Origin of the sequence: Streptomyces sp. NBC_01549, from assembly GCF_026339955.1 — a bacterium.
Taxonomy (GTDB): Bacteria; Actinomycetota; Actinomycetes; order Streptomycetales; family Streptomycetaceae; genus Streptomyces.
The window spans coordinates 21816-46049 of the sequence record NZ_JAPEPW010000010.1 but is presented as its reverse complement, the minus strand read 5'-3'; the positions used below and the strand labels follow the sequence as shown (position 1 = coordinate 46049).

At 69.2% G+C, this 24234-nt stretch carries 17 protein-coding genes and 7 pseudogenes; 13 read left to right on the top strand and 11 right to left on the bottom strand.

Annotation, left to right across the window (positions count from 1 at the left end; all coding sequences use genetic code 11):
• The 3 genes from OG819_RS58140 to OG819_RS58130 all read left to right on the top strand — a co-directional run.
• On the top strand, nucleotides 1–402 hold a 402-nt coding region (locus OG819_RS58140), incomplete at its 5' end, for a helix-turn-helix domain-containing protein (protein WP_266658321.1).
• A 207-nt stretch (nucleotides 403–609) separates the two neighbouring features.
• Nucleotides 610–1854 carry a DDE-type integrase/transposase/recombinase gene (locus OG819_RS58135; protein WP_266658319.1) on the top strand — a complete coding sequence of 415 codons (1245 nt, stop codon included), beginning with the start codon at nucleotides 610–612 and terminating at the stop codon, nucleotides 1852–1854.
• A gap of 31 nt (nucleotides 1855–1885) precedes the next feature.
• Nucleotides 1886–2695: an AAA family ATPase gene (locus tag OG819_RS58130; RefSeq protein ID WP_266658317.1), complete on the top strand. Its 810-nt coding sequence runs from the start codon at nucleotides 1886–1888 to the stop codon at nucleotides 2693–2695.
• A gap of 30 nt (nucleotides 2696–2725) precedes the next feature.
• Here OG819_RS58130 and OG819_RS58125 read toward each other — a convergent pair whose 3' ends face one another.
• On the bottom strand, nucleotides 2726–2923 hold the full coding sequence (locus OG819_RS58125) for a hypothetical protein (protein WP_266658315.1): 198 nt from the start codon (nucleotides 2921–2923) through the stop codon (nucleotides 2726–2728).
• A gap of 969 nt (nucleotides 2924–3892) precedes the next feature.
• Between OG819_RS58125 and OG819_RS58120 the strand changes: the two are divergent.
• From OG819_RS58120 to OG819_RS58105, 4 genes and pseudogenes are all read left to right on the top strand, one after another.
• A pseudogene (locus OG819_RS58120) lies at nucleotides 3893–4318 on the top strand (DUF6461 domain-containing protein); the annotation flags it as partial.
• 2 nt (nucleotides 4319–4320) lie between these two features.
• Nucleotides 4321–4557 (top strand): DUF6461 domain-containing protein, encoded by a 237-nt coding sequence (locus OG819_RS58115; protein WP_266658325.1) that lies wholly within the window; start codon nucleotides 4321–4323, stop codon nucleotides 4555–4557.
• Nucleotides 4558–4618: 61 nt separating this feature from the next.
• A complete protein-coding gene (locus tag OG819_RS58110; protein ID WP_266647505.1) occupies nucleotides 4619–6322 on the top strand; it encodes an IS1634 family transposase in 1704 nt (567 codons plus the stop codon).
• 108 nt (nucleotides 6323–6430) lie between these two features.
• A pseudogene (locus tag OG819_RS58105) lies at nucleotides 6431–6583 on the top strand (DUF6461 domain-containing protein); the annotation flags it as partial.
• A 102-nt stretch (nucleotides 6584–6685) separates the two neighbouring features.
• Here the strand turns inward: OG819_RS58105 and tnpA are convergent.
• Nucleotides 6686–7102 (bottom strand): IS200/IS605 family transposase, encoded by a 417-nt coding sequence (tnpA, locus tag OG819_RS58100; RefSeq protein ID WP_266658313.1) that lies wholly within the window; start codon nucleotides 7100–7102, stop codon nucleotides 6686–6688.
• An 85-nt stretch (nucleotides 7103–7187) separates the two neighbouring features.
• Here tnpA and OG819_RS58095 point away from each other — a divergent pair, with 85 nt between their 5' ends.
• From OG819_RS58095 to OG819_RS58085, 3 genes and pseudogenes are all read left to right on the top strand, one after another.
• On the top strand, nucleotides 7188–8459 hold the full coding sequence (locus tag OG819_RS58095) for a transposase (RefSeq protein WP_266658323.1): 1272 nt from the start codon (nucleotides 7188–7190) through the stop codon (nucleotides 8457–8459).
• A 2-nt stretch (nucleotides 8460–8461) separates the two neighbouring features.
• A pseudogene (locus OG819_RS58090) lies at nucleotides 8462–8823 on the top strand (GNAT family N-acetyltransferase); the annotation flags it as partial.
• 215 nt (nucleotides 8824–9038) lie between these two features.
• Nucleotides 9039–9779, top strand: a complete 741-nt coding sequence (locus OG819_RS58085; RefSeq protein ID WP_266658311.1) for a class I SAM-dependent methyltransferase — start codon at nucleotides 9039–9041, stop codon at nucleotides 9777–9779.
• Between the two features lie 124 nt (nucleotides 9780–9903).
• Here OG819_RS58085 and OG819_RS58080 read toward each other — a convergent pair.
• A pseudogene (locus tag OG819_RS58080) lies at nucleotides 9904–10464 on the bottom strand (transposase); the annotation flags it as partial.
• A gap of 308 nt (nucleotides 10465–10772) precedes the next feature.
• On the opposite strand from OG819_RS58080, the gene OG819_RS58075 reads away from it, so the two are divergent.
• On the top strand, nucleotides 10773–11273 hold the full coding sequence (locus OG819_RS58075; protein WP_266638832.1) for a hypothetical protein: 501 nt from the start codon (nucleotides 10773–10775) through the stop codon (nucleotides 11271–11273).
• 231 nt (nucleotides 11274–11504) lie between these two features.
• Here OG819_RS58075 and OG819_RS58070 read toward each other — a convergent pair.
• From OG819_RS58070 to OG819_RS58055, 4 genes and pseudogenes are all read right to left on the bottom strand, one after another.
• Nucleotides 11505–11770, bottom strand: a pseudogene (locus tag OG819_RS58070) (ATP-binding cassette domain-containing protein); the annotation flags it as partial.
• A gap of 85 nt (nucleotides 11771–11855) precedes the next feature.
• Nucleotides 11856–12146, bottom strand: coding sequence for a hypothetical protein (locus OG819_RS58065; protein ID WP_266658309.1), 291 nt, complete (start codon nucleotides 12144–12146; stop codon nucleotides 11856–11858).
• Between the two features lie 230 nt (nucleotides 12147–12376).
• Nucleotides 12377–13819 carry an NAD(P)/FAD-dependent oxidoreductase gene (locus OG819_RS58060; RefSeq protein WP_266658307.1) on the bottom strand — a complete coding sequence of 481 codons (1443 nt, stop codon included), beginning with the start codon at nucleotides 13817–13819 and terminating at the stop codon, nucleotides 12377–12379.
• Between the two features lie 325 nt (nucleotides 13820–14144).
• The gene (locus tag OG819_RS58055; protein WP_266638829.1) at nucleotides 14145–14615 is read right to left on the bottom strand and encodes a VOC family protein; all 471 of its coding nucleotides are present in this window, start codon (nucleotides 14613–14615) and stop codon (nucleotides 14145–14147) included.
• A 243-nt stretch (nucleotides 14616–14858) separates the two neighbouring features.
• Here OG819_RS58055 and OG819_RS58050 point away from each other — a divergent pair, with 243 nt between their 5' ends.
• Complete coding sequence (locus OG819_RS58050) at nucleotides 14859–15434, top strand: TetR/AcrR family transcriptional regulator (RefSeq protein WP_266638828.1); 576 nt, start codon at nucleotides 14859–14861, stop codon at nucleotides 15432–15434.
• Between the two features lie 110 nt (nucleotides 15435–15544).
• Here OG819_RS58050 and OG819_RS58045 read toward each other — a convergent pair whose 3' ends face one another.
• The 4 genes and pseudogenes from OG819_RS58045 to OG819_RS58030 all read right to left on the bottom strand — a co-directional run bounded on the left by OG819_RS58045 (nucleotide 15545) and on the right by OG819_RS58030 (nucleotide 22427).
• Complete coding sequence (locus tag OG819_RS58045; protein WP_266638827.1) at nucleotides 15545–15859, bottom strand: hypothetical protein; 315 nt, start codon at nucleotides 15857–15859, stop codon at nucleotides 15545–15547.
• 119 nt (nucleotides 15860–15978) lie between these two features.
• Nucleotides 15979–16347, bottom strand: a pseudogene (locus tag OG819_RS58040) (redoxin domain-containing protein); the annotation flags it as partial.
• A gap of 1619 nt (nucleotides 16348–17966) precedes the next feature.
• Nucleotides 17967–19409 (bottom strand): annotated as a pseudogene (locus tag OG819_RS58035) (SWIM zinc finger family protein).
• 171 nt (nucleotides 19410–19580) lie between these two features.
• Nucleotides 19581–22427, bottom strand: a complete 2847-nt coding sequence (locus OG819_RS58030; RefSeq protein ID WP_266638826.1) for an AAA family ATPase — start codon at nucleotides 22425–22427, stop codon at nucleotides 19581–19583.
• A gap of 546 nt (nucleotides 22428–22973) precedes the next feature.
• On the opposite strand from OG819_RS58030, the gene OG819_RS58025 reads away from it, so the two are divergent.
• Nucleotides 22974–24173, top strand: coding sequence for an epoxide hydrolase family protein (locus OG819_RS58025; RefSeq protein ID WP_266638825.1), 1200 nt, complete (start codon nucleotides 22974–22976; stop codon nucleotides 24171–24173).
• The last annotated feature ends 61 nt before the right edge of the window (nucleotides 24174–24234 follow it).

The following is a 24234-nucleotide window of genomic DNA, read 5'->3' as shown; positions in this document are numbered from 1 at the left end:
TCCCGGCTACTCGCTAGGCGAGCGGATCTGGCGGAGGTGATCGGGTCGGCCCTGGCGGCGAAGGCGGCCGGGGCCGGGGTCCGGGCGATCGCTGAGAGGCTGGGCCGCCCGGTCGAGACCGTTCGCGGCTGGCTGCGCAGGTTCACCTCCAGGGCGGAGGTGGTCCGGCGGTACTTCACGGTGTTGCTGGTCGATACCGGGGTTGACCCGGCTCCTCCTGGGCCCGCCCGCACGGTCTTCGCGGACGCGGTCAGCGCGGTGGTGGGGGCCTGGTGGTCGGTCATGTCGCGGTGGCCGGGCGTCGGCAAGGTGTCGCCGTGGCTGGTGGCCTGCGCGGTCTCCGGCGGGATACTGCTGGCGCCGTCCTGGCCCTCGGAAATGATCAACACGAGCCGACTCTGACGCCACGCCGACACTGTCTGTCACCGTCACGCGTGTGTGTTCATGCTGCGTGAGAGGGCTGGTGATCGGGTGCCAGGTCAGGAAGACCAGACACGGCTGGAGCGGGCTCAGGCGATTGGCCTGTTCCGCTACATGCTGATCAGAGAAGCGGCCGATCCGACTCTGTCGCGACGCCAACGCGGATCGCTGGTACGGGAGTTGGCGGCCATGACCCATATCGACCCGGACGGCCGGGCGGTGCGGATCACCCGGTGGACCCTGGACCGCTGGATCTACGAGTGGAAGCGGGCCGGGTTCGACGCCTTGGTGCCTTCGCCGCGCCAGTCCCGGCCCCGCACGCCGCAGGAGATCCTGGACCTGGCGGCGTCGCTGAAGAAGGAGAACCCCTCGCGGTCGGCGGCTCAGATCCGCCGGATCATCGGTGCTCAGCGGGGCTGGGCACCGGACGAACGCACCATCCAGCGGATGATCGTCCGTGAGGGACTGGACGCGCTGAAGGCTCCCACCGCAGCCGCGGTGTTCGGACGGTTCGAGGCCGACGGTCCCAACGAGCTGTGGACCGGGGACGCCCTGCACGGGCCGATGGTCGCCGGCCGCAAGACGTATCTGTTCGCGTTCGTGGACGATCACTCGCGGGCGGTGATGGGGCACCGCTGGGGGTTCGCGGAAGACACCGTCCGCCTCGCCGCGGCCCTGCGGCCGGCCTTGGCCGCCCGTGGTGTCCCGCGCTACATCTACGTCGACAACGGATCCGCGTTCGTGGACTCGTGGCTGCTGAGGGCCTGCGCGAAACTCGGCATCAAGCTGGTCCACTCCACGCCTGGACGTCCCCAGGGCCGGGGCAAGATCGAGCGGTTCTTCCGCACCGTGAACAGCGAGTTCGTCGTCGAGATCGCCTCCGGCGACGGCCAGGCGGGACGGCAGGTCGACAGCCTGCTGGAGATGAACCGGCTGTTCACGGCCTGGACCGAGAACGTCTACCACCGCCGGGTGCACTCCGAGACAGGAGCCGCCCCGCTGGCTCGCTGGATGGGCGACCGCCCCCTCGTGGTCCCCAACCCCGCCGACCTCGCGGAAGCCTTCCGCTGGTCCGAGCACCGCACCGTGTCCAAGACCGCGCTGGTATCGCTGCACGGCAACCGCTACCAGGTCGACCCGCTGCTGGTCGGCCAGCGCGTCGAGCTGGTCTTCGACCCCTTCGACCTGTCCTTCCTGCGGGTCCGCGCGAACGGCCAGGACGCCGGGACCGCTCTGCCCTTCCAGGTCAGCCGTCACTCCCACCCCAAGGCCCGGCCCGAGACTCCCGCTGAGGAACCCAGGCCGACCACCGGCATCGACTACCTCGGCCTGATCGACACCGCTCACAAGGCCGAGCTCGCCGACAAGGTCAACTACGCGGCCCTGGGTGAGCCCACGCCGGCCGTCGACTTCACCGACCTGACCGGCGAATGACCCCCGACCCCCAACTCCCGGGAAAAGAAGCGTGATTGAGAAGCTCCAGGCCCACTACGGGTTCAGCCGCATGCCCTTCGGCCGCGACCTCGCCCCCGGCATGCTGCACCGCCACGCGTCCCACAACGAAGCCGTCGCCCGCATCACCTGGTGCATCTCCGAACGCTCCATCGGCGTCGTCACCGGCGAGGTCGGCGCCGGCAAGACCGTCTCCGTCCGCACCGTCCTGCACGGCATCGACCCGTCGAAACACACCGTGATCTACCTGCCCAACCCCATGATCGGGGTCCGCGGGATCCACGAGGCGATCGTGACCGCCTTCGGCCAGCAGCCCTCCCACCTCGGCTCCCGCCTGACCGCCCAGACCGGCCTGGCGCTGGCCGCCGAACGCGAAGAACGCGGCCGCACCCCCGTCCTCGTCCTGGACGAGGCCCACCTGCTGTCCTACGAACAGCTCGAAGCCATCCGGATGCTGACCAACACGGCCATGGACCAGGACTCGCCGCTGTCCTGCCTGCTGGTCGGCCAGCCGACCCTGCGGCGGACCATGAAACTCGCCGTCCTGGCCGCCCTCGAACAACGCACCGCCCTGCGCTACACGATGCCCGGCATGACCTCCACCGAGACCGCCAGCTACATCAAGCACCACCTCGGCCTCGCCGGCCGCAGCGACCAGCTGTTCACCGACGACGCCATCACCCTCATCCACACCACGTCCCGCGGCTTCCCCCGCGCGGTCAACAACCTCTGCCTGCAATCCCTCGTCGCCACCTTCGCCGCAGGCAAGTCCCTCGTGGACGAGAAAGCCGCCCAGTCCGCCGTCACCGAAGTCCTCGACTAAGTGACTGCGAGAACAGAGCCAACGCCGCTGCTAGCTGATCGTGTCAGGAAGGTCAGGGGACTTCGTGTCGGCCACCAGCTCGGCAAGCTGGAAGAAGTACTCGAACTCATAGAGGCGCCCGTTGACCCGAACGAAGTAGGACCGGTCCGAGCACCTGAACACCTCGCGTCGCTTGACCTTCGTGACGTCACGGTCATAGGTGTTCACACTCTTCGCGAACTCCGTCATGGCCTCCTCCGCACTGCCTTCAAACTCGGCCAGAGTGCGAACGCTGGACGCTTCAGAGGCGACCCCTCCAACGGGGGTGACAAGCACTATCCATCGGGGCATAGCTGAACCCAACTCTCTCGGTCTGCTGGTCAATGACTGTCACGATCTTGGCACTCCCACGGCGTCACAGTCCGACACCTTGCCGACCCAACCGGCACCTCGCCGACGATCGCCCTGCCGGGACCACCCCGGCAGGGCGATCACGCTTTCACTCATCGGCACACTCAGTGCCGCGCCGGTCGGCATTTTCAGCGTCGCCCAACACCCCAACGCGGCCCTGCCGCTGGACCGCTGCTGGGGGCATCCGTACGACACGCAGTACCACTACCACGGCCCCTCGCAGACCTGCTTCGGCAGCAAGCCTCCGAAGGGGGCGGCGAACACCCGTCCCCGTTCCCGGCACTCACCGCTCGGGATACGCCATCGACGGCTTCGGGATTTTCGGGCTGCGCGGCGAGGACGGAAGGATCGTCAGGAACAGGGATCTGGACGTCTGCCACGGTCACACACACGCGATCATGTGGGACGGCAAGAAGGTCGTCATGTACCACTACCACCTCAACGGAGAGTATCCGTACTCCATCGGATGCTTCCGGGGGAAGCCGGTGACGGTGCCCGGGTCCGGGCGAGGCGGGCACTAGGGGCTGTCCGGCGGATCATGCCGCAGACGCGGGTTCTGGCACGCCCACCTGCGGCGTTTTCGTCGGTCGCCGACGCTCCGCGTCGACTCCCTCCTCCGCCTTGCAGTTGGACGCACCAGACCCCGCTCACCTCGGCTGATCAGTCACCGCTGCTTTCCTGCGACTTGATCCGCCGGACAGCCCCTAGGGTGCGCTCAGAAGTGGATCTGACACATCAAGATCCACTTGCGGCAGCGCCCAGCCGTGATGCACGGGCTTGGCAGTGGCAGCAGGCAGACTGCGGTGCATGACATCGGTGACCGCACATGACTATGCCTGGATACGTTCCTCTCCGCTGTTTCGCTACGCACTTGAGACCGGGTACACCCTGACCCTGGTGCGGGGCGTCGCCCCGAGGGAGGTGCTGCGGGTGATGGAGGCGGAGCCGCAGGGCACGTGCACAGGAGCGGATGCGCTGATCGGGCGGCAGGATGAACTGCTCGGCCCGACGGACTACTGGGACGAGTCCTTCATCGCGGGCGCGTTCACCGTCCCGGGCGAAGGTGGCGACTGGACGCTCGTCCTGCACGTAGGAGACGGGGGCATGGGGATGCAGCCGCGTTTCCTGGAGGCCCTGTCGGCCGGCGGGTGCGCCGCGGTGCACTCCAGCAATGGAGGCAAGCCCATGCACTTCTTCCACTGGTATGAGGACGGCGAACTCCGGACCACCTTCGAGTGGCCCACAGACAGGGGCGGCAGCACGCCCGATGCCCTCAACTCGGTGATGCTGACGTCGGTTTCGAACTGTCGGACGACGAGGGAGAGACGAACGGGCGCGTCGACACCAAAGCGGCGGTCTTCGCCCTCGCCGAACGCCTGCGTTCCACAGTTGAGCGGGGTTCTCGGGGGTGTGGCAGGGCATCGGTGCAGGTCAGGCGGTTGCACCTAGCGCGAAAGGCCGAAAACGCCTAGTGGCACGATGTTGTCACCCCCATGCCTGTGACATGGAATGATGTGCGTATCGTCTAGCGGCATGTATGTGAAGACGACGTCCCGGCGGAACAAGGACGGGCAGACGGTCCGGTATCTGCAGCTGGCCCACAACGAGTGGGACCCGGCCGTGGGGCGTTCGCGTACGAAGGTGCTGCACTCCTTCGGCCGGGAGGACGAGCTCGACCGCGAGGCGGTGCGCCGACTGGTCGGCGCGCTCTCGAAGCTGCTGGACCCCGCGTCCGCGCTGGCCGCGACCGGCTCGGGAGACCTGTCACTGATCAGTTCCAGGCCGTGCGGCGGGGTGCACGCGCTGGACGGACTCTGGCACCGGCTCGGCCTCGACGGTGTCGTGCACCGCCAACTGGCCGGGCGGCGGCTGGATCCGCGCGTCGAACGGGTGCTGTTCGCGCTGGTCGCCAACCGGGCCCTGGCCGCCTCCAGCAAGCTCGCCGCGACCGAGTGGATCGCCGACGACGTCCACATAGACGGCCTGGAGGCGATCAGTGACGAAGCCTGCTACCGAGCCATGGATTACCTGCTGACCATCGAGCCGGCCCTGGCCAAGGAGACGTACTTCCAGGTCACCGACCTGCTCAACCTGGAGGTGGACCTGCTGTTCTTCGACACCAGCTCCACGTACTTCGAGACCGAGGACGCCGACGAACCTGTCGCCCGCGACGAACACGGCGAGCGCCTGGCCGCCGACGCGCCGGCCGAAGACGCGGTGCGACACGACGGGTTCCGCACCCACGGCAAGTCCAAGGACTCCCGCGACGATCTGCCCCAGGTCGTCATCGGCATGGCCGTCACCCGCGACGGGATCCCGGTGCGGGTGTGGTCCTGGCCCGGCAACACCGGTGACCAGGCCCTGATCCGGCAGGTCCGCGACGACCTGCGCGAGTGGACGCTGTCGAAGATCGTGTGGGTCGCCGACCGCGGCTTCACCTCCGCCGCCAACCGCCGGGCGCTGATGCGCGGAGGCGGCGGCTACATCATCGGCGAGAAACTCCGCACCGGATCACCCGAAGTACGCGCCGCCCTCTCGCGGCAGGGCCGCTATGCGTCCGTGCGCGACAACCTCCAGGTCAAGGAGGTCAACATCGGAACCGACGACCGGTTCGTGATCTGCTTCAACCCCGACCAGGCCACCCGCGACGCCGCGATCCGTCAGCGGATGGTCACCCAGCTCACCGAGGCGATCGAGGCCACGGACAAGCTGCCCAGGCCCGAACGCGACAAGCTGGCTGGGGTGTTGTCCACCAAGCCCGGTCTGAAACGGTTCTTGCGCACCACCCCGAGCGGGCTGCTGCGGGTGGACAAGAAGAAGATCGCCGCCGAGGCCAACCTCGACGGGAAGTACCTCCTGCGCTCCTCGGATCCGAAGCTGTCGGCCGAGGACATCGCCCTGGGTTACAAACAGCTCCTGGAAGTCGAGCGCGGCTGGCGCGACATGAAGCAAATTCTCGATCTCCGCCCCGTTTACCACCGCCGCGAGGACCGCATCCGCGCCCACGTCCTGCTCTGCTGGCTTGCCCTGCTGCTGATCCGCGTCGCCGAGACCTCCACCGGCCAGACCTGGAACCGCCTGCGCGCCGAACTCCAGCGCCTGCACGCGGTCACCTACACCGGCCCGGCCGGCACCTTCCGCCAGTCCACCGACCTCACCAAGCCCCAGCGCGACATCTTCACCGCCCTGAACGTCACCCCGCCCAAGAAGATCATCGATCTGACCGCAGGCCGCTGACCAGGCACTATCCCCCCGCCTAGTGACACGCCATCTCGGCGTGCTCACAGGCGTTTCCGCAGGTCAACCCACGTTTTCGTTCCCTAGTCGACACCGCTAACTGTGGAACTCAGGGAACGGCTGACCGGGGTTCGGGTGACGGAGGAACTGCTCCGGGATGGCGCATACCAGCTCGGGCATGTACCCGAGGAGCCCGCCGAGGAGTGGACCAGCATCGTCATCGACATCACCGACGCCCACGGGGAACGCTTCTACCTTTGATCTTGCGCGGTGCTCCCCCGTTCACGGGGGAGGTGAAGCGCATCTCAATACTGCTCTGACCTCGGTTTTGGGCACGGATCTGCGCTGTTGACCTGAGCCAGATCACACGGGGCGCTGCTGGTTTTCGATGTACTGGCGTACGACGGTCAGGGGTGCCCCGCCGCAGCTTCCGGCGAAGTACGAGCCGGACCAGAAATGGCCGCCCCACAGATACCGGCGGACATGCGAGTCGTACTCCTTGCGCAGATATCGGGAGGAGACGCCCTTCAGGGAGTTGACCAGCCTGGAGAGCTGGACCTTGGGCGGGTAGTGCACCGACAGGTGGACGTGGTCCTCTTCGCCGTTGAACTGCTTCAGTTCGGCCTCGAAGTCCTGGCAGACCTCTCGCATGATCTTCTCGCACCTGGTCAGCATCCCGCCCGTGAACGCCTTTCGCCGGTACTTGGTGACGAACACCAAGTGGACGTGCAGGTTATAGACGACGTGACGGCCCATTCGCACATCGGGATTTGGATTCATCGTGGTGACATGAACCAAACGGTAGAGTGATCGCGTGAGTACGGTACGTGTTCATGAGGAGCGGCGGTTCGGGCACCGCGCCCGGCTGGCGCTGACACCTGCACAGATCCGGCTCATGGACGACCAGGCGCACGCGGCCCGCGCCATGTGGAACTGCCTGCACGACTGGTGGTCGATGCTCCCCAAGGACAGGCGTTCCCTGGCCGCGGCCGACATGGCGATCCGCCAGGCCCGCAAGGAGATCGACTGGCTCGGCGTGCTCCCCGCCCAGGCCGCGCAGGCCGTGCTGAAGACGTACTTCCAGGCCTGGCGGAACTGCTGGGACGGCCGAGCCGACGCCCCGAACTTCAAGGCCCGCATCCGCACGGTGATGTCCGTGGACATCCCGCAGGGCCGGGACTTGAACATCACCCGTGTGCACCGGCGCTGGGGCATGGTCAACATCCCCAGGATCGGCCGCGTTCGCTTCCGCTGGACGAAGGACATCCCGGTCGGCAAGCACGCCACCACCGGCAACCGTGTCACCGGGGCCCGACTGGTCAAGGACGCTCTCGGCTGGCACATCGCCTTCCGCGTCCAGACCATCGAAGCCAGGCCGGAGCCACACACCGGCCCGCAAGTCGGCATCGATGCTGGGGTGAACCTGCCCCTCGCCCTCTCGGACGGTAACCACCGCGACCACGGTCGCCCGCCCCGTCTGCCCGCCGGGACGGCCGACCGTGACAAATGGCTGAACCCGCAGGAGAAGGCCAAGCTGCTGGGTCTTGAACGACGCGCCGCCCGGCGTAAGCAGCACCGAGAGCGCGGGGAGAAGACGTCCCGCCGCTTGCAGCACACCTACGACCAGATCAAGCAGCTCCGCGCAAAAGCCACGCGCCGCGCCGTTGAATGGCAGCACAAGACCACCACCAGCATTGCCACGCAGTACGGCACCGTCGTGGTCGAACAGCTCAACATCAAGAACATGGTCAAGTCCGCCAAGGGCACCACCGAGGAACCCGGCCAGAACGTCGCGCAGAAGTCCGGCCTGAACCGCTCCATCAGCCAGGAGGCATGGGGCCGCACCGTGGCGATGCTGACGTACAAGACCGCCCGCCAGGGCGGCGCCCTGCACAAGGTTCCCGCCCCCGGCACCTCCCTGCGCTGCTCAACATGTGGTTTCACCACACCGGGCAGCCGGGAGGACCAGGCCACGTTCGTGTGCAAGAGCCCCGACTGCGGATGGTCCGGCAACGCGGACTGGAACGCGGCCCGCAACGTCTTGCACCTGTACCGGATGGGCCACGCGCTCACCCCGGCTGCCGGGAGGGCAGTCGTCAGGCGTCCCCGTGGCGTCAAGCCCGCCACCGCAAGGTAGGCGAGAAGGGGGGCCACTGGGCTGTCACCCGTGACGGCGGCGACGTGCTCGGCCGGATCGCACTGCGTGGCATGGACTTCGACGACGGCACTGCCGGTGTCGCGTACTGGACACTCCCGGCCGCCCGCGGTTCCGGCGTAGCCACCCTCGCCCTTGCGGCGCTGAAGTCGGCTTTCACCGCCTGGAACTGGACCACTCGACCCGAAACCAAGCCTCATGCCGGGTCGCCACAAGAGCCGGCTATCGCCTGGAGGGCACCAAGCGCAGCGCCGCTGTGCACGACGACGGCCGACACGACATGCACCTGCACGCCCATGTACGGGGCGATTTAGTCTGTACAGACGATCGGTGGGACAGGCTCTAGCCGTCAGCCGATGCCGCCTGCCGCGAGCAGCGGTCGCCCTGCTGACGCAACGGGCCTTCAAGGCAGTCCGGCATAACCTCATCCTCGCCGACCAGTTCCGGAACTGGCCCGAGGAACTCCGATGCTGTTGCCCGTGAGAAATTGTCAGTACCTGTGGATGGTTCACCGGCAGCGGCAGCGGCAGATGGTCATGGGCGAAGCGGCATACTGTCGTCGTGGCGACTTATGACGGCATTGGTGCGACCTACAGTCAAACCCGACGACCGGATCCCCGGATCGCTGCCAAGATCCACGCGGCGCTCGGCAATGCTGCGACGGTGATCAACGTAGGTGCCGGCACCGGCTCCTACGAACCGCCGCAAACGGTGCTGGCAGTTGAACCCAGTTCAGTGATGATCGCCCAGCGTCCGGCCGGATCCGTGCGGACCCTGCAGGCATCCGCGGAGTCGATCCCTCTCGCCGACGACTCGGCCGACGCGGTGATGGCCCTCCTGACCGTGCACCACTGGACCGACCTGGAAGCCGGTATCGGGGAACTGCTTCGGATCGCCCGGCGGCGCATCGTCATCTTCACCTGGGACCAGATCACATTCCGCAGGTTCTGGCTGGTGGACGAGTACCTGCCGGAGGTAGCCGCGTTCGACGACACGCGGGCCGTCGCGGTCGACCGGCTGGCTGCACTGCTGGGAGGCGCCCGCATCGAGACGGTTCCAGTCCCGCATGACTGCACCGACGGATTCGGCGCCGCCTTCTGGCGCCGACCTGAGGCCTACCTTGATCCGGAAGTGCGAGCCGGCATTTCGATGCTCGCCCAGACTGGCGAGAAGGTCCTCTGTCCGGGTTTGGCCCGGCTGTCCGACGACCTGTCTTCCGGTCTGTGGCACGAACGTCATGCCGACCTCCTCGACCGCGAAACACTCGACGTCGGCTACCGGCTTGTCATTGCCGACCTGTAGGAACAGGTGAGCGACCGACTCCACGCTCAGGCAGGCGCGGGCCTTCACGTAGGTAATTGTCAATACCGTGAGGGTGGTTGAGGTCGGTCATGCCGCGAGGGTCTCGGGGCGTTCGGCGGATTCGTCGTTTGTGAACCCAGCACCGCTGGTGGCGGGTTTCGGGGAACACCTTCGCGAGGGCCTTGCAGAAGCAGCTCCTTGGTGCCGTCCGCGCGCACGCCCACGACGACCAGGACGCAGGACTTGGCCTCGGCCAGGCGGATGCGCAGGTCGATGCCGTCGGCCCGGACGTAGACGTAGTCGCTGCCCGTCAGGCCACGTTCGTCGAAGGCCCTGTGGTCGGCCTGCCACTGGCCGGTCAACCGAGTGACCGTGGCGGGCGAGAGCCCGGCCGAGCTGCCGAGGCACTGCTTGAGCGCGGGCACAAAGTCGCCGGCGGCAGCACCTTGCTGACCTACGGGGACTTGCGGCACCAGGGCGGCAGGATCGCCGAGGAGAACCGCTTGCGCTCGCCAGTGGCCTCGTCGACGCGCTTGTCGTTCACACGCGGGGCCTTCACTTTGATTGTCCCGGCGGCGGTGGTCACCTCCCGCCGCTGATGGTGGCCGCTGCGCACCACCAGGCGGCGGCCGTCGTTGTCGCGCTGGTCTGCCAACTCGGCCGTGTGCGCGTCGACTTCGGCTCGATCACCCGGGAAGGTACGCCCTTCGCGTGCTCCCCGAGCCCCGAGTCCCGATCCACAGGCCCTGAGCATTGCTCGTTGCCCCCGTTTCCTTGAAGTACTGCTTGATCGCACAGCAGTGAGCCGCTGTCACCCGGGCGTTCCGTGCGGGTTCGATCGGATGATCGGAGTGTTGATGCGGAGTTACGGCGCGCGAGCGGCAGGGCAGTGCGCCTGATGCCATATCGCGCCCCTGAGTGAGAAGTTCGTTGGGCAGGAGGTGCGGACAGGGTGCAGGGGTCAAAACCCCGATCCGGAAGGAAGCACTGTTGATGAAGCACCATGCCACTCTGACGGCGTGCGCGTCCCTGCTGGCTGCTGGGATGCTCGCAGCGGCCGTGCCCTCTGTCAGCGCTGATCCGGCGAAGTACCCTACGCACGAAGCCGCCGCGCAGCAGCTCAGGCAAGCGGGCATCACCTGGTCCTCGTCCGGTCGCTGCAGTGACCGGAACAGGAGCACCTGTACCTCCTTCACGCAGATCAACAAGGCCACCATCGCGGGTGTGATCGCGTTCAAGAAGGCCAGCAGGTGCACGGTGAACATCACCGGTGGTACGGAGAAGGGGCACTCGCCGGGCACCTACAGCCACTGGAACGGCTACAAGGTGGACATCAGCCCAAACCAGTGCGCGGACAACTACATCACCGGCAACTTCCGCTACGCGGGACGGCGGGGTGGTGACAACGCGAAGATGTACAAGTCCCCGGCAGGCAACGTCTACGCTAGGGAAGGTTCCCACTGGGACATCCTGTACTACAACGGCAACCGGTGAGACGAGTGGGGGTCCGGCCACCAGGGCCGGACCCCCACTCGGCACCGGCGTGAACCGTGCGTACTGTGCGCCTCGTCAACGACTGCCCCTCAGACGTGCGGTGCGGTGTGGGCGACGTCGGTCGGCTTCGACGTCGAGGACGCGCTGGAGCGGGGGCTCGGCGATTGGGAGAAGGTGCTGTCGGTCCTGGAGGCGCTGCGCGAGCGCGAGGAAGAGGCCGTGCACGGCTGGGTGCGGGAACAGCCCTGCCTGCTGGATGACGTAACCGATGCCTCGGCGCAGTTCGTGTGCGGCGATGGTGGCGGTGTCCCGACCGTTCGGCAGGATCCGGCCCGAGTCGGGTTCGATCATGCGGTTGCTCATGCGCAGCGACGTGGTCTTGCCGCATCCGGAGTGCCCCATCAGGACCGGACCGGTCCTGACCCGGCCTCGAAGCTGAGGTCGTTCAGAGCCAGCGCCCCGTCAGGGTAGTCCTTGCTCACCGATTCGAAGCGGATTGTCGCCCTTCCTCGCGCGGGTTCAGGGCCGCAGCCTGTGGTCGTATCGCCACGTGCACGCCCTCCCGTGAGAGTCGATCGCGCATTACCGATGACCGAGGTCGCCGTAGTGGGCGAACAGCGCCAGCTGATCTTGGATCCAGGGGTTGAACGCCAGCAGCTGGCCCTGTACCCAGGGGGCGAGGCGGTGCTGCGCGACCTGGCCGCTGTCCAGGCTGGTGGTCTTCGTGTCCGCGGTCACGACGACCCGGGCGGGAGTGAGCCCGCCATCGGGAAGAGTGGCCGCCGCCGCGGAGCCGCCGGTGGCGAGGAGTGTGCCTCCGACGAATACCGCGGAAACGCTCGCGGTTGCGATACGCCGCATGAGCTTCTTCATGGTCTTTCCTCCTTGCAGTGTCCGCCGCTCATGGCTGCGACGGCGGACCTGCCTTTCTTTAGGCGCTGTCCAAGCTACGCACCGACATGTAGTTGAACAATGAACTAGTGTGGTGAATGAAATCACCTGAATGTTGAGGAATGGGCGGGCGATGTCCTGAAGGGGCGCCGAGTGCGGAATCGTTCGATCGGCGCGCCTGCGACAGGGGGGCGCGGGTGGGCCGTAAATGCTCAGCCGCGGTGGGTCTCCAGCAGCCGCAGCCAGACTTCGCCGAGGGTGGGGAAGGCGGGGACGGCGTGCCAGAGCCGGTCGAGGGGCACCTCGCCGGCGACCGCGATGGTGGCCGAGTGCACCAGTTCCCCGACGCCGGGGCCGGCGAAGGTGACGCCCACCACGGTGTTGCGGTCGGTGTCGATGAGCATGCGGGCCCGGCCGCGGTAGTCCTCGCCGTACTGGTGGGCGCCGGCGACGCGGGCGAGGTCGTAGTCGACGACCTCGATGCGGCGCCCGTTCTGCTCGGCCTCGCGGCTGGTCAGGCCGACGGAGGCGACCTCGGGGGTGGTGAAGACGACCTGGGGGACGGCCGCGTGGTCGGCGGTGGCGACATGCGTGCCCCAGGGGGCGTCGTCGATGGGCTCTCCCTTGGCACGGGCGCCGATGACGGTGCCGGCGATCCGGGCCTGGTACTTGCCCTGATGCGTCATCAGGGCGCGGCGGTTGACGTCGCCGACGGCGTAGAGCCAGCCGCTGTCGACGCCGGTGACACGGAAGGTGCCGTCGACGGACAGCCAGTCGCCGGGGGTGAGACCGACGGTCTCCAGGCCGACGTCGCTGGTCTGCGGGGCGCGGCCGGTCGCCAGCAGGATCTCGTCCGCGGCCAGCTGTCCGCCGTCGGAGAGCGTGATCCGCACCTCGCCGTCCCCGCCGTCCTCGCGGGCCATGGAGGTGACGGTGGTGCTGAAGCGGATGTCGACGCCCGCTTCGCGCAGTCCGTCGGCGACCAGTTCGCCGGCGAACGGCTCCATCCGCTCGAGGAGCCCGTTCTCGAGGACCAGCATGGTCACCTGGGAGCCGAGGGCCTGCCAGGCGGTGGCCATCTCGACGGCCACCACACCACCGCCGACGACGGCGAGGCGGCCGGGCACCTTGTCGGCGCTGGTGGCCTCGCGGCTGGTCCAGGGGCGCACGGTGTCGAATCCGGGGATGGGGGGCAGGGCGGCGCGGGTGCCGGTGGAGACGGCGACGGCGTGCCGGGCGGTCAGGGCGATGGTGTCGCCCTCGGGGGTCTGCACGGCCACCTGCTTGGGGCCGGTGAGGCGGCCGTGGCCGCGTATGAGGTCGACGGAGACCGAGTTCAGCCAGTCGACCTGGTCCTCGTCCCTCCAGTACGAGGACATCTTGTCGCGGTGTGCGAGGACCGCCTCGACGTCCAGCGGGCCGGCCACCGCCGGGCTGAGTCCGGGTACGCGGCTCGCGTCGGCACGTGCCACCACCGGCCGCAGCAGCGCCTTGCTCGGGTCGCAGGCCCAGAACGAGCACTCGCCGCCGAGGAGTTCGCGCTCCACGATCACGGTGCTGAGCCCTGCGGCGCGGGCGCGTTCGGCCACGTTCTCGCCGACCGGCCCCCCGCCGATGACGATCACGTCGTAGGTGCGGGGTGTCTCGTTCCTCACTGCTACGTTCCTCACTGCCGCGTTCCTCACTGTTTCGTCCCTCATTGCTTCCGTGACTCGGCCGGACACTCCGGCGGCCGCAGCCCATTGCCGACCGCGCTTGCCGTTCCCCGCCGCCGGACGGCCCCGGCGGCAAAGCCATCTCTCGGCGCCCGCTCGGCCGGCGCGGCCCCGTGGCCGCCGGGCAGCGGAGAGCACCCTTGCCCTCGCCCTGCGGTGTGGTGCCGGCCTTCGGCCCGGACCGCGGGAACCGCTGGGTCGGACCGGCTGCCATCCGGGCCGGACGCGGCCCGTAGCAGCCCTTGGACGGTGACTTGCGGGGTTGTCAGCGGCCGGGGAGGCGCTGCGAGATTTCCTGGAGCACCCAGCCGTTGCCGTCCGGGTCGCTGAAGGTGAGGAAGGAGCCGTAGGAGGTGCGCTCGGGGTGCAGGCCGGCCCGCCGCTCCTGGCCGGGGCCGCGGTGGGTGACGTCCCCGCCCTCGTGGCCGTGGAAGAGGCCGCCTGCGTCGTGAAAGATCTCGCTGACCTCGATGCCGCGGCCGGTGAGCTCCGCGCGGGCCTCCTCGATGTCGGAGACGATGAGGTACAGACCCTGGAACGAGCCGGGTGCGATGGGTGTCATCCCCTCGCCGAAGATGATCGAGCACTCGGAGCCGGGCGGCGTGAAGTGCACCACCCGGACGTCCTCGCTGGCCGTGTAGTCGACGTCCAGGCGGAATCCGACCTTCTCGTAGAAGGCCTTGGCCCGGTCGATGTCGGAGACGGGCAGCACGATCATTTCGAGCTTCAGATTCATGGGGGGTGTCCTTGCTTCTTGACGTCGATGGATTACGCCCAATGCGTCACCGGTTCGACAGGTAGTGGTCGCAGCCGGGGTGCCTCGTCGCCCCCGGCTGCTGCGGCGGACGGCGGTGACGGCCGGAGGGGGACTCGTCCGCCGCCAGCGGCGCGGGATAGGCTTATTCGGATCGGCGATCCATATAATCGGACCACTGATCCGAATATATGGACCACCGATCCGAATAGTCAAGGGGGACAGATGCGGGCCGACGCCAAGAAGAACCGCGATCACCTGCTCGCAGTAGCGGGCACCGCCATCGCCGAGCAAGGCGTCGACGTGTCACTGCGCGACATCGCGCGCAGGGCCGATGTCGGACTCGCGACGCTGCTGCGTCACTTCCCGACGCGCGAGGCGCTGCTCGATGCCCTGCTCCATACGAGCTTCGACGAGCTGACCGCTAAGGCAGGCGCCCTCGAAACGTCCAGCTCGCCCGGCGATGCCCTCGTCACGTGGCTACGCGACTGCGTCGCGTGGACAACCGAGTATCGGGGCGCGGTCGTGCTGATGGCAGCCGCCATCGAGGACACCGAGTCCGCACTCCACGCTTCGTGCGTCACTCTGCGCGCGGCCGGTGCGCGGCTCCTCACCCGCGCCCAGGCCGCGGGCATGGCGCGGACCGACATCGACGGCGTCGATCTGTTCGCGCTGGTAGAGGCGCTCGCTTGGCTCGGCGATCAACGCTCGCTCGCGCCACGCGCCGATCACCTCTTCGACGTTGTCGCAAGCGCGATCCTGACCGGCACGGCGAGCAGTGACGCCGAGGGGGAACGCTGACCTCGCGCCCGTGGCTGAAATCGTCGCGCACGCGGACCGGCGAACCCGGCCGCGCGCTCGGCAGGAGCGGGTCGACGCCGAGTTCGCCAAGGCGGTCAAGGCGGTCAAGGTCACCGGCATCCCAGTTCCCCGTCTGTCCGGGCGGTCTTGTCCAGTGATTTCTCACACCCGAGAGAGCCGATGAAGCGGTCCAGCCGTGAGACGGCTTGCTGCGATACATCAACGGATCCCGCGGCGTCGTCCGCGAGCTCCAGGGCGTGATCCGCTGAGGGAACCTCCAGGACGTCGTGCCGTAGGGACTCGGCGATCCGTGAATCCCACAGCTTGTCGGCGCTACCGCCGATGAGGAGAGTCGGCGCTTTGGCTCGCTGGAGAGCACGGGCCACATGGTCGGTGGTCAGGGCAGGAGTGAGCCAGGCTGCCACGGCACGGCAGGCTCCGTCAGGTACGGAGCAACTCCGGGGGACGGCTGGCGGGGTGGGAGCGGCTGTCGCCGTGACGGACTCGGCGGGCATGCCCGGGGCCGTCCCCGCGCCCGCCCCCTTCAGCGCCCCGCCGCCACCCGCCGTACCACCGCCAGCGCCTCGCGCACTGCCCCCGGGATGTCCGTCACCGGGAAGCGCGCCTGGCGCACCACGCGTTCGCGGTCCACCACCAGCACCGCCCGCTTCAGCCGCAGTGCCTGCCCGGCACGGAACACCGGTAGCCGCAGAGCGGCGGCGAGGCGCAGGTCGACGTCTGAGAGCAGGGTGAAGGGGATGCCCTCCTCGACCGCGAACACCTGCTGCTCGTCCGGACGTTGAGTGCTCACGCCGCGCACCTCGGCGCCCGCCGCGCGGAAGTCGTCGTACGCGTCCCTGAACAGCCGGTTTTCCAGCGTGCAGCCGATGGCGCCCGGGATGTCGGCCCAGCCGTCGCAAGATGGCTTCAAAGACCGGACGCGCACGCGGCCCTGTGGACGGTGTGCGCAGCCGCGCTCCTGCCGCCGCTGTACCTGCTCGCGGTCCCGGTGGGCCGCCGCCGGGACTTCGCCTGACGCGGTCCTGGAGCCGACGTGCTCTTCGTTCGACACCGCGCCGGCGGCGCTGATGCGCCGCTGCGGGCCGGTGATCGGCGAACGGCAGATCGAGGACCTGGCTGTCCAGGCCGCGGTGGATATCGGTGCCTTCTGCCGGGCCCCATTCCCGAGCCGTGCACCGCCAACACGCTGCTGGTGCTCCCGGCCGACGGCAAAGGCAGCCGCCGTACGCAGGGAGGCGGTCACCCGGTTCGCCTCGATCCCCCTGCCACGCAGCATCCCGGCCAGCTGCTGTCCGAGCAGCTCGGTGTCCAGCTGCCCCCGCGCGGCGAGCACGAGCAGCGCGTCCACCGCCGCGTCGCGTTCGCCCTGCTGGTCGTAGGTGAGGGTGTACGCCAGTGCCAGGTGCAGCGCGAATCCTGCCGGGCCGCCGGACTCCGCGGCGAGCGGCAGGGCGTGGGCCCAGCCCCGCATGGACACGCGGTACCTGAAGTAGTCGCGGGTCAGCACGAGTTCGCGGTGGTGTGGCAGCTGGGCGAGCCAGAAGGGGACCATCGGGTCGCAGAGACCGCTCTTCCGGTACGGCCCGATCAGGGCCTTGGCGGGCGGGAGCAGCGAGGGACCGGGGGCCGGCTCGGGGCGAATGTGGCTCACCCAGTCCGCCAGGTGCACACCCGAGTGGGCGTCGGGCCAGTTCGCGGGACCGGATTCCCAGTGCGGCAGACCGCCCTCGCGCAGCCACCGCGACAGCCGGGGCCCGGCGTCGGACCCGAGCCGCCCGGCCGCGCCCAGCACCTTCGCGTCCGCGGTCGGGGTGACGCGCAGCAGTGCCTGGGCCAGGTCGACCGGCGCGGGCGTGATGCCCAGCCCGTCGAGCACCGACAGACGCCTCACGAGTACGGCGGCGTCCAGCGCACCCGTGGCGTCGGTCGGCACGGCCAGCAGGAACGGCTGCGCGTCGGCCTTGATGATGTCGACCACCTCGGCCAGGCGCGCCCTCAGCAGCTCCCCGGCCGGGGAGAAGGCGTTGAATTTGAGGCGGGCGGTGAAGTCGCGCTCCCTCTGCCAGCGCAGCCAGCTGTCGATGAACCCGTCGGAGGTCGGGACGGGGCAGCCCGTGTCGAGGACGAGATGTTCGACGAGGTCGGACCTGACGCTGTTCCCGGGCGTCGACCGATCGGCGAGCTGTGCGGCCAACTCGGCCCGCCAGGCGACGGGATGGAGGTTCACCACCTCGAGCATCCAGGCGCCGCCGAGGGGCAGGCGGATGGCGTTCCTGTCGTTCTCGGGCCGCAGGATCCAGTCGGCCGCGGCCACGGGGTCGGTCCGGCAGCCGAGTTCGGCGGCGAGCTGGGCGGCCTTCTCCTCCTCGGGGACGTGGTACCAGCCGGCCCGCATCGGCGCGCGCCGGGCCTCCAGGGCCTCGGCCTGCGCCGCGCGCTCGTTTGGCGTCAGGGCGCCGAGTTCCCGGAGCACTCCTTCGACGTCGCCGGCTTTTGCGAGGTGGACCAGTGTCATCGTGCCGTCTCCGATCGTGCCGTGGTCGCCGGCGCTGTGGCTTCCGCGGCAGCGGCCGCTTCCGTGTCCGCCGCCGTGCCGCGCACCATGCCCACCGCGAGCACGTGCTTGCAGGGGCCGCGTCCGCCCCGGTACTTCGCCCACCAGAAACAGGTGCAGCTCAACTGTCCCGACTCGTCGTCGGTGCGGACCACATGAGCGTCGTCGCCCTTCCCGACCCGGGCCAGCGGTCCTTCGAGCCGCACCGCCCCGTCCGCGACGAGCGCCCGCGCCCCGCGCAGCCGGGGGTTGCGCGTCTCAGCGGCGCCCGCGCGCTAGGGCAGGTGGCGGTGAAAGTACGCCTCCTCGGCGAGGTCGTAGCCGATCTGGCCGGACGTCCCCAGCATGGTCAGCGCGGCGCGCACCCGGCAGGCCGGCAGACCGGCCTGCCGGGACAGCTCGGCGACATCGATCCTCGGTTCCCAGGCCAGCAGTTCGGCGACCCGTTCCGCGTCCGCCGCCGCGCGGCCGGTGGCGAGGTCGTGCAGCACTGCGCCTTCGCCGGAGAAGCCGCGTGAGGCACTCTGGGAGAGCATCAACGTCAGCCGCATTCCCGGCAGTTCGACCTCCCAGGCGACGGCGGCGGCCCCGTCCGCGGCAGCCGGGGCGGTCGGCGCGTACACCCGTACGGTCGTCGCGTGCCGCAGTACCGTCTGCAGGGTCAGCAGCCGCTCGGGGCCGGGCAGGCACACGGCACCCGGCGCCGGCCTGGTCGTGGGACGCAGGGTGCGGCCCGCGGGCACCACCCAGCGGCTCGTACGGGCATCGGGCCTGCGGGTGGGCCGGGGCAGCGCCCGCAGCACGGCGGCCGCCTCCACGGCGGGCACTTCGGCCCGAAGGGCCAAGCCCGCCGCGAGTGCCTGGGCCTCGGCGAAGCCGCGCAGCCAGCGCTCCGGCAGCGGAACCTTCTTCTCCGCGAACTCGCCGTCGAAGGTCTTGACCGTCAACTCCTCGGGCCCGACGGCCAGATGGAGGGGGTCGAGCCCGCCGAGGCCGGCCAGCGCCCGCCGCAGCGGCAGGTTGACGTCCACGTTCGTGGTGCCGTGCCCGACGTCGTCACCGTCCAGGCCGGACGCGAGAACGTCGAGCCGGGCATAGACACCGCAGCAGCCGGAGAAGGACTCAAGCCGCAGCCGGTCGCCGTCGGCCGTCACCACCGGGTCGAGCGAGGCATTGGCGCTCGGCCGGTAGTAGCGGGCGGCGGCCACGTCGGCGACCGCGAGCAGCGCCGTCGCCGCGGCGGCCGGTGCGGTCAGGAACCCGCTGAAGAACCGGGGGTTGGCCACCTCTCCGGCCGGGGTGGCACCGCCGGAGGTCTCCAGCGCGAGGGTGCGTCCGGCCGTGGAATCGCGCACGGCCGAAGGCCGTAAGTAGGAGTAGGTCTGCAGGAGTCGGGTCAAGCGCACACGCTAATGGCCGGGCACTGACACCAGGCAGCAGGGGGCGCCCGCACACCGCCGGCGCCCCTGCTGCGGTGAGGAGCCGGATGCCGCCGCTGCCTTGCCGCGGCGCGCCCACGACGGCCCTCCTCATCGGACCAGAAGCCGTCGGTTTCGGTGAAGCGCCGGACCTCATGCCTTTCGTTCTGCCGTCTTGTGGGGAGTTTTCGGGCCGCTGCGTCCGCTGCTGGTAATCGGCGTCGTCGGTTTCGCGGGAGACAGCTCTGAGCGGAGGTGTCTGCGAGAGCTGACCCCGAGTTTGGTGAACACGTTGCCGAGGTGCCATTCCACCGTGCGTGGACTGAGGAACAGCTGGGCAGCGATCTCCTGGTTGGTGTGGCCGTCTTTGGCCAGCCCGGCGATTTGGGCTTCCTGGCTCGTGAGTTGGGCGAGGTTGCCCGTCGTCTGCGTGCGTGGGGTTTCTCCGGTCGCCAGAAGCTCCTTGCGGGCGCGCTCGGCGAAGCCGTCGGCTCCGAACCGGTGGAACGCCTCGTAGGCGGGACGCAGTTGAGCCCGGCTTTCCCGGCGGCGGTTCTGACGACGCAGCCACTCGCCGTACAACAGACGGGCGCGGGCCAGGTGGACAGCGATCCGGCAGCGTCCGAGATGCTCGATCGCCTCCTGGTAGAGCGTGTCGACAGCCTGGTCGTCGCTCATCAGCGCGCGCGAGCAGGCATCTACTCCCAGGGCCCACTCAGTTTTGCTCGCGTGTGTGCGTTCGGTGAGTTTGTCCAGGGCCGCCGAGCCGGCTTCCGGCTGCCCGCTGCGGGCGGCGGCCTCGATCAGTTCGATCAGTGCCCACCCGTAGAAGCCCAGATCCTCGAACTCGCATGCGCGCGTCGCGGCTGCCAGCGCGGCGTCGTAGCGGCCGAGGCCGTTGTACAGCAGTGCGGTCGCGTACTCGGCCACAGCCAGCGAGCGCCCCTCACCCCGGGCGCACACCTCGTTGACGGTGGCCTCGATGAGGTCCAGTGCGTGGGATTCCTGTGCTCGCCAGGCGGCGAGCACGAGCGACGTGTACATCATGGGTACGCCGCCCGTTGCCTCCGAGATCGCCGTCGCTTCGTCGATCAGAGCCTCTGCGGTATCGAAATTCCCGGCATGTACGCAGAATGCCGCCTGGTAGGTCAGCGCCATCGGGAGGACGGCGAGCGCCCCCGCTTCGCGGGCGGTACTGACAGCGCCGGTCGCCAGTTCATGCCACGCTTCGTCGTCCCACAACTCCGGCGCGAGAGGCTCGGGCGTAACCCGGGACGCCAGCCACAGCCAGCGCTTGTCCGCATCCGTCGCGTCGGACGCCGGCTCCTGCCGTACGAGGCGCAGTGCCCGCCTGAGAGCGTCGACGCTGGCGGGGTAGCCGTCGATGACCAGGCTGGTCATGCTGTCCAGGAGCACATCGACCATCCGCGGTGGCGTCGGGGACGGCGGTCCGGCACGGACTGCCTCGGCCACCTCTCGCTGCCCGGCTCCCGTGCTCAGACGGCCGGTGAAGATCGCCGCGCCGAACGCTTCCAGCAGGGTGTCACGGGCGAGGGCTGTGTCCAGAGGCGCCAGCCGGTGCGCGGCGTCGAGCAGAAGCCGGGGTGCGTCGCTGCCTCGCAGCCGGGAGAAGACCAGCCGGGCTCGCAGCCGCTCGAGCCGGGCACGCTGCAGGTCGTCGAGCGGGCCGGCCTCCGCGGCCGCCAGCATGGTGCAGGCCTGGTCGGCCCCGCCGGCTTCGATCTGGGCCTGAGCCGCGGCCAGGGCACGGGTGACGCGGTGTGCGGGGTCGGGTGTCACTTCCGCCGCCCGCCGCAGGAAGGAGGCTGCCGCGGCGGCTCCGCCCCTGCCCTGCGCCCGGCCGGCTGAGCGCTCCAGCTCGACGGCGACGCCCTCGTCGGGCTGGGTGGCGGCGTGAGCGCGATGCCACGCCCTGCGATCAGGATCGAGGTGGGGATCGGTGGCCTCCGCCAGTGCCCGGTGCGCCGCCCGGCGATCCGGCGCCGGCGTCCTGCGGTAGATGGCCGAGCGCACCAAAGGGTGGTGGAACCGAACCCTGGTGCCGAACTCGACCAGTCCCGCGGCCTCGGCCGGCGCTGCGGCGTCCACCGAGATCTCTTGCAGACCCGCCGCGCGCCACAACAGTCCGGCGTCGCCGGTCGGCTCTGCTGCGGCGGTCAGCAGGAGACGCCGGCTGTCCTGCGGAAGTGATCGGAACTGCTGGTAGAAGACGCTCTCGATGCGGCTCGCCAGGGGGCACCGGCCAGGGAGCCAGAAACCGCCCGCCAGCTCCGCAGGTGCGCGTGGCAGCTGCAGCAGGGCCATCGGGTTGCCGTGGGCCTCGGCGACGATCCGGTCCCTTACCACCGGGTCGAGCGGCACGCGAACGGCCGCGGTCAGCAGGGCCCGCGCGTCGGGCTCGCTGAGACCCTCGACGATCAGTTCCGGCAGACCGGCCAGCGCCAGATGGTCTTCAGGCTCTCGCAAGGTGAAGATCAAAGCTATCGGTTCGGCCATCAACCGCCGGGCCACGAACGACAGCACCTGCATGGACCCCTCGTCCAGCCACTGCGCATCATCGACGAGGCAGGCCAGCGGCTGACCCTCGGCGGCGCCGGCCAGCAGATTGAGCGCGGCCTGGCCAACCAGGAACCGATTCGGCGCCTCGCCCTCCCGGAATCCGAACGCGACCGACAAGGCATCGCGCTGCGGTTCCGGCAGTTCTTGAAGCCGACCCAGCATCGGCGCGCAGAGCCGGTGGAGGCCCGCGAACGGAAACTCCATCTCCGACTCGATGCCGGCGACGCCGGCGGTACGGAACCCGACGGCCCGGTCCGCGGCGTAGTCCAGCAACGCCGTCTTGCCGATACCCGCCTCCCCGCGCAGGACCAGGATCGCGCCACTGCCCGCCCTCGCCGTGGCCAGCACCTGCTCCAGCGCGGCCAGCTCCCGGCGGCGGCTCAGCAGACCACCCTGAGTATCGATGGCGGGCACGCCCATGGGATCTCCCGACCCGCTGCTGGGTGCGTTCCACCGGTCGAGGTACCTGGCTCGCGTTTGCGGGCCCCAACGCGCGACCCAACCTCACAGGGCTCGCGCCCGGTCGAATCGACCGAGCGGGCTGGGCGGGCTCCCTTCAGACTGCACCTGTCATCAGCATAGTATCTTTTGGGTATTATAGGCTGATTTTAGGGCCTATGTCCATGTGGGGCCGACCGCGCTCCGATCCCCGCTCGGCCCGCTGACGTCCCACTTCGGGGCACTGCCTTCTCCGGCCATCGCAGAGAGCGACTGTCCGCAACCGTACGTGGCCCGAACCCGCGTCCCTTCCGCCGGGAACGGGGATCCCCCGGGGTCAGCCACGAGACCGATCCCCGGGGGTATCCCAGGGGCGACGCACGCCCAACCCAGGGAATGGTGGACGACGAGCCGGCGGCCACGGGACCAACCCCCGGGGATGTCCCGGGCGCTGCGCACGCCCCCCTCCGGCAATGGTGGACGACGAGCCGGCGGCACGAGGTCGCCGGCGACCCCAAGGAGATCAACATGTCCGTCACGCCGGAAGCGCGGGCGATCCGTCCGTTCACGTTCGAGTTCCCGGAGTCGGAGCTCCAGGCGCTGCGCGCACGCATTGAGACGACGCGCTTCCCCGAGAAGGAGACCGTCGCGGATCATTCGCAGGGCGTGCCGCTGGAGACGATGCAGGAACTCGCCCGCTACTGGGCCACGGAGTACGACTGGCGCAAGGTCGAGGCGAAGCTGAAGGCCCTGCCGAACTTCATCACCGAGATCGACGGCCTGGACATCCACTTCATCCACGTCCGTTCCAAGCACGAGAACGCCCTGCCGCTGATCGTCACGCACGGATGGCCCGGTTCGATCATCGAGCAGCTGAAGATCATCGAGCCGCTCACCAACCCGACGGCCCACGGCGGCGACGCCTCGGACGCCTTCCACCTGGTGATCCCGTCGATGCCGGGCTACGGGTTCTCGGGCAAGCCGACCTCGGCCGGCTGGGACGCCGAGCACATCGCGCGTGCCTGGGGAGAGCTGATGAAGCGCCTGGGCTACACGAAGTACGTGGCGCAGGGCGGCGACTGGGGTGCGATCATCTCGGACCTCATGGGTGTGCAGGAGCCCGAGGGGCTGGTGGGCATCCACGTCAACCTGCCCGGCACGGTTCCGCCCGCCGTCGAGCAGGCGCTCGCGGTCGGCAACCCGCTGCCCTGCGACGTCGTTCTGGCGAACGATGAGGAGAAGCGCGCGGTCGAGCAGGTCGGCCACCTGTACCAGAACATCGCCCAGTTCCTCATGATGGCCTCGCGCCCGCAGTCGCTGGCCGCACTCGCGGATTCGCCCGTCGGCCTGGCGGCCTACCTGCTCGACCACGACGCGCCGAGCCTGGAGATGATCTCCCGAGCCTTCGCCGGACAGGCCGAAGGCCTCACCCGAGACGACGTCCTGGACAACATCACGCTCTTCTGGCTGACGAACACGGGGATATCCGCGGCCCGTCTCTACGCGGAGAACAAGACCCCGTTCCTCGGTGCCAAGGGCGTCAAGCTCCCAGCCGCCGTCAGTGTCTTCCCCGACGAGGTCTACCAGGCCCCCAAGAGCTGGGCCGAGCAGGCCTACCCCAACCTTGTCCACTACAACCAGCTCGACACCGGTGGGCACTTCGCCGCCTGGGAGCAGCCGAAGCTGCTCGTGAACGAGATCCGCGCAGGCTTCCGCTCCCTCCGGTGACTCCTCGTCCACGAACGACTGCACGGGCCTTGACTCGCCCGGGCGGTCGAGCGGCTCCCCT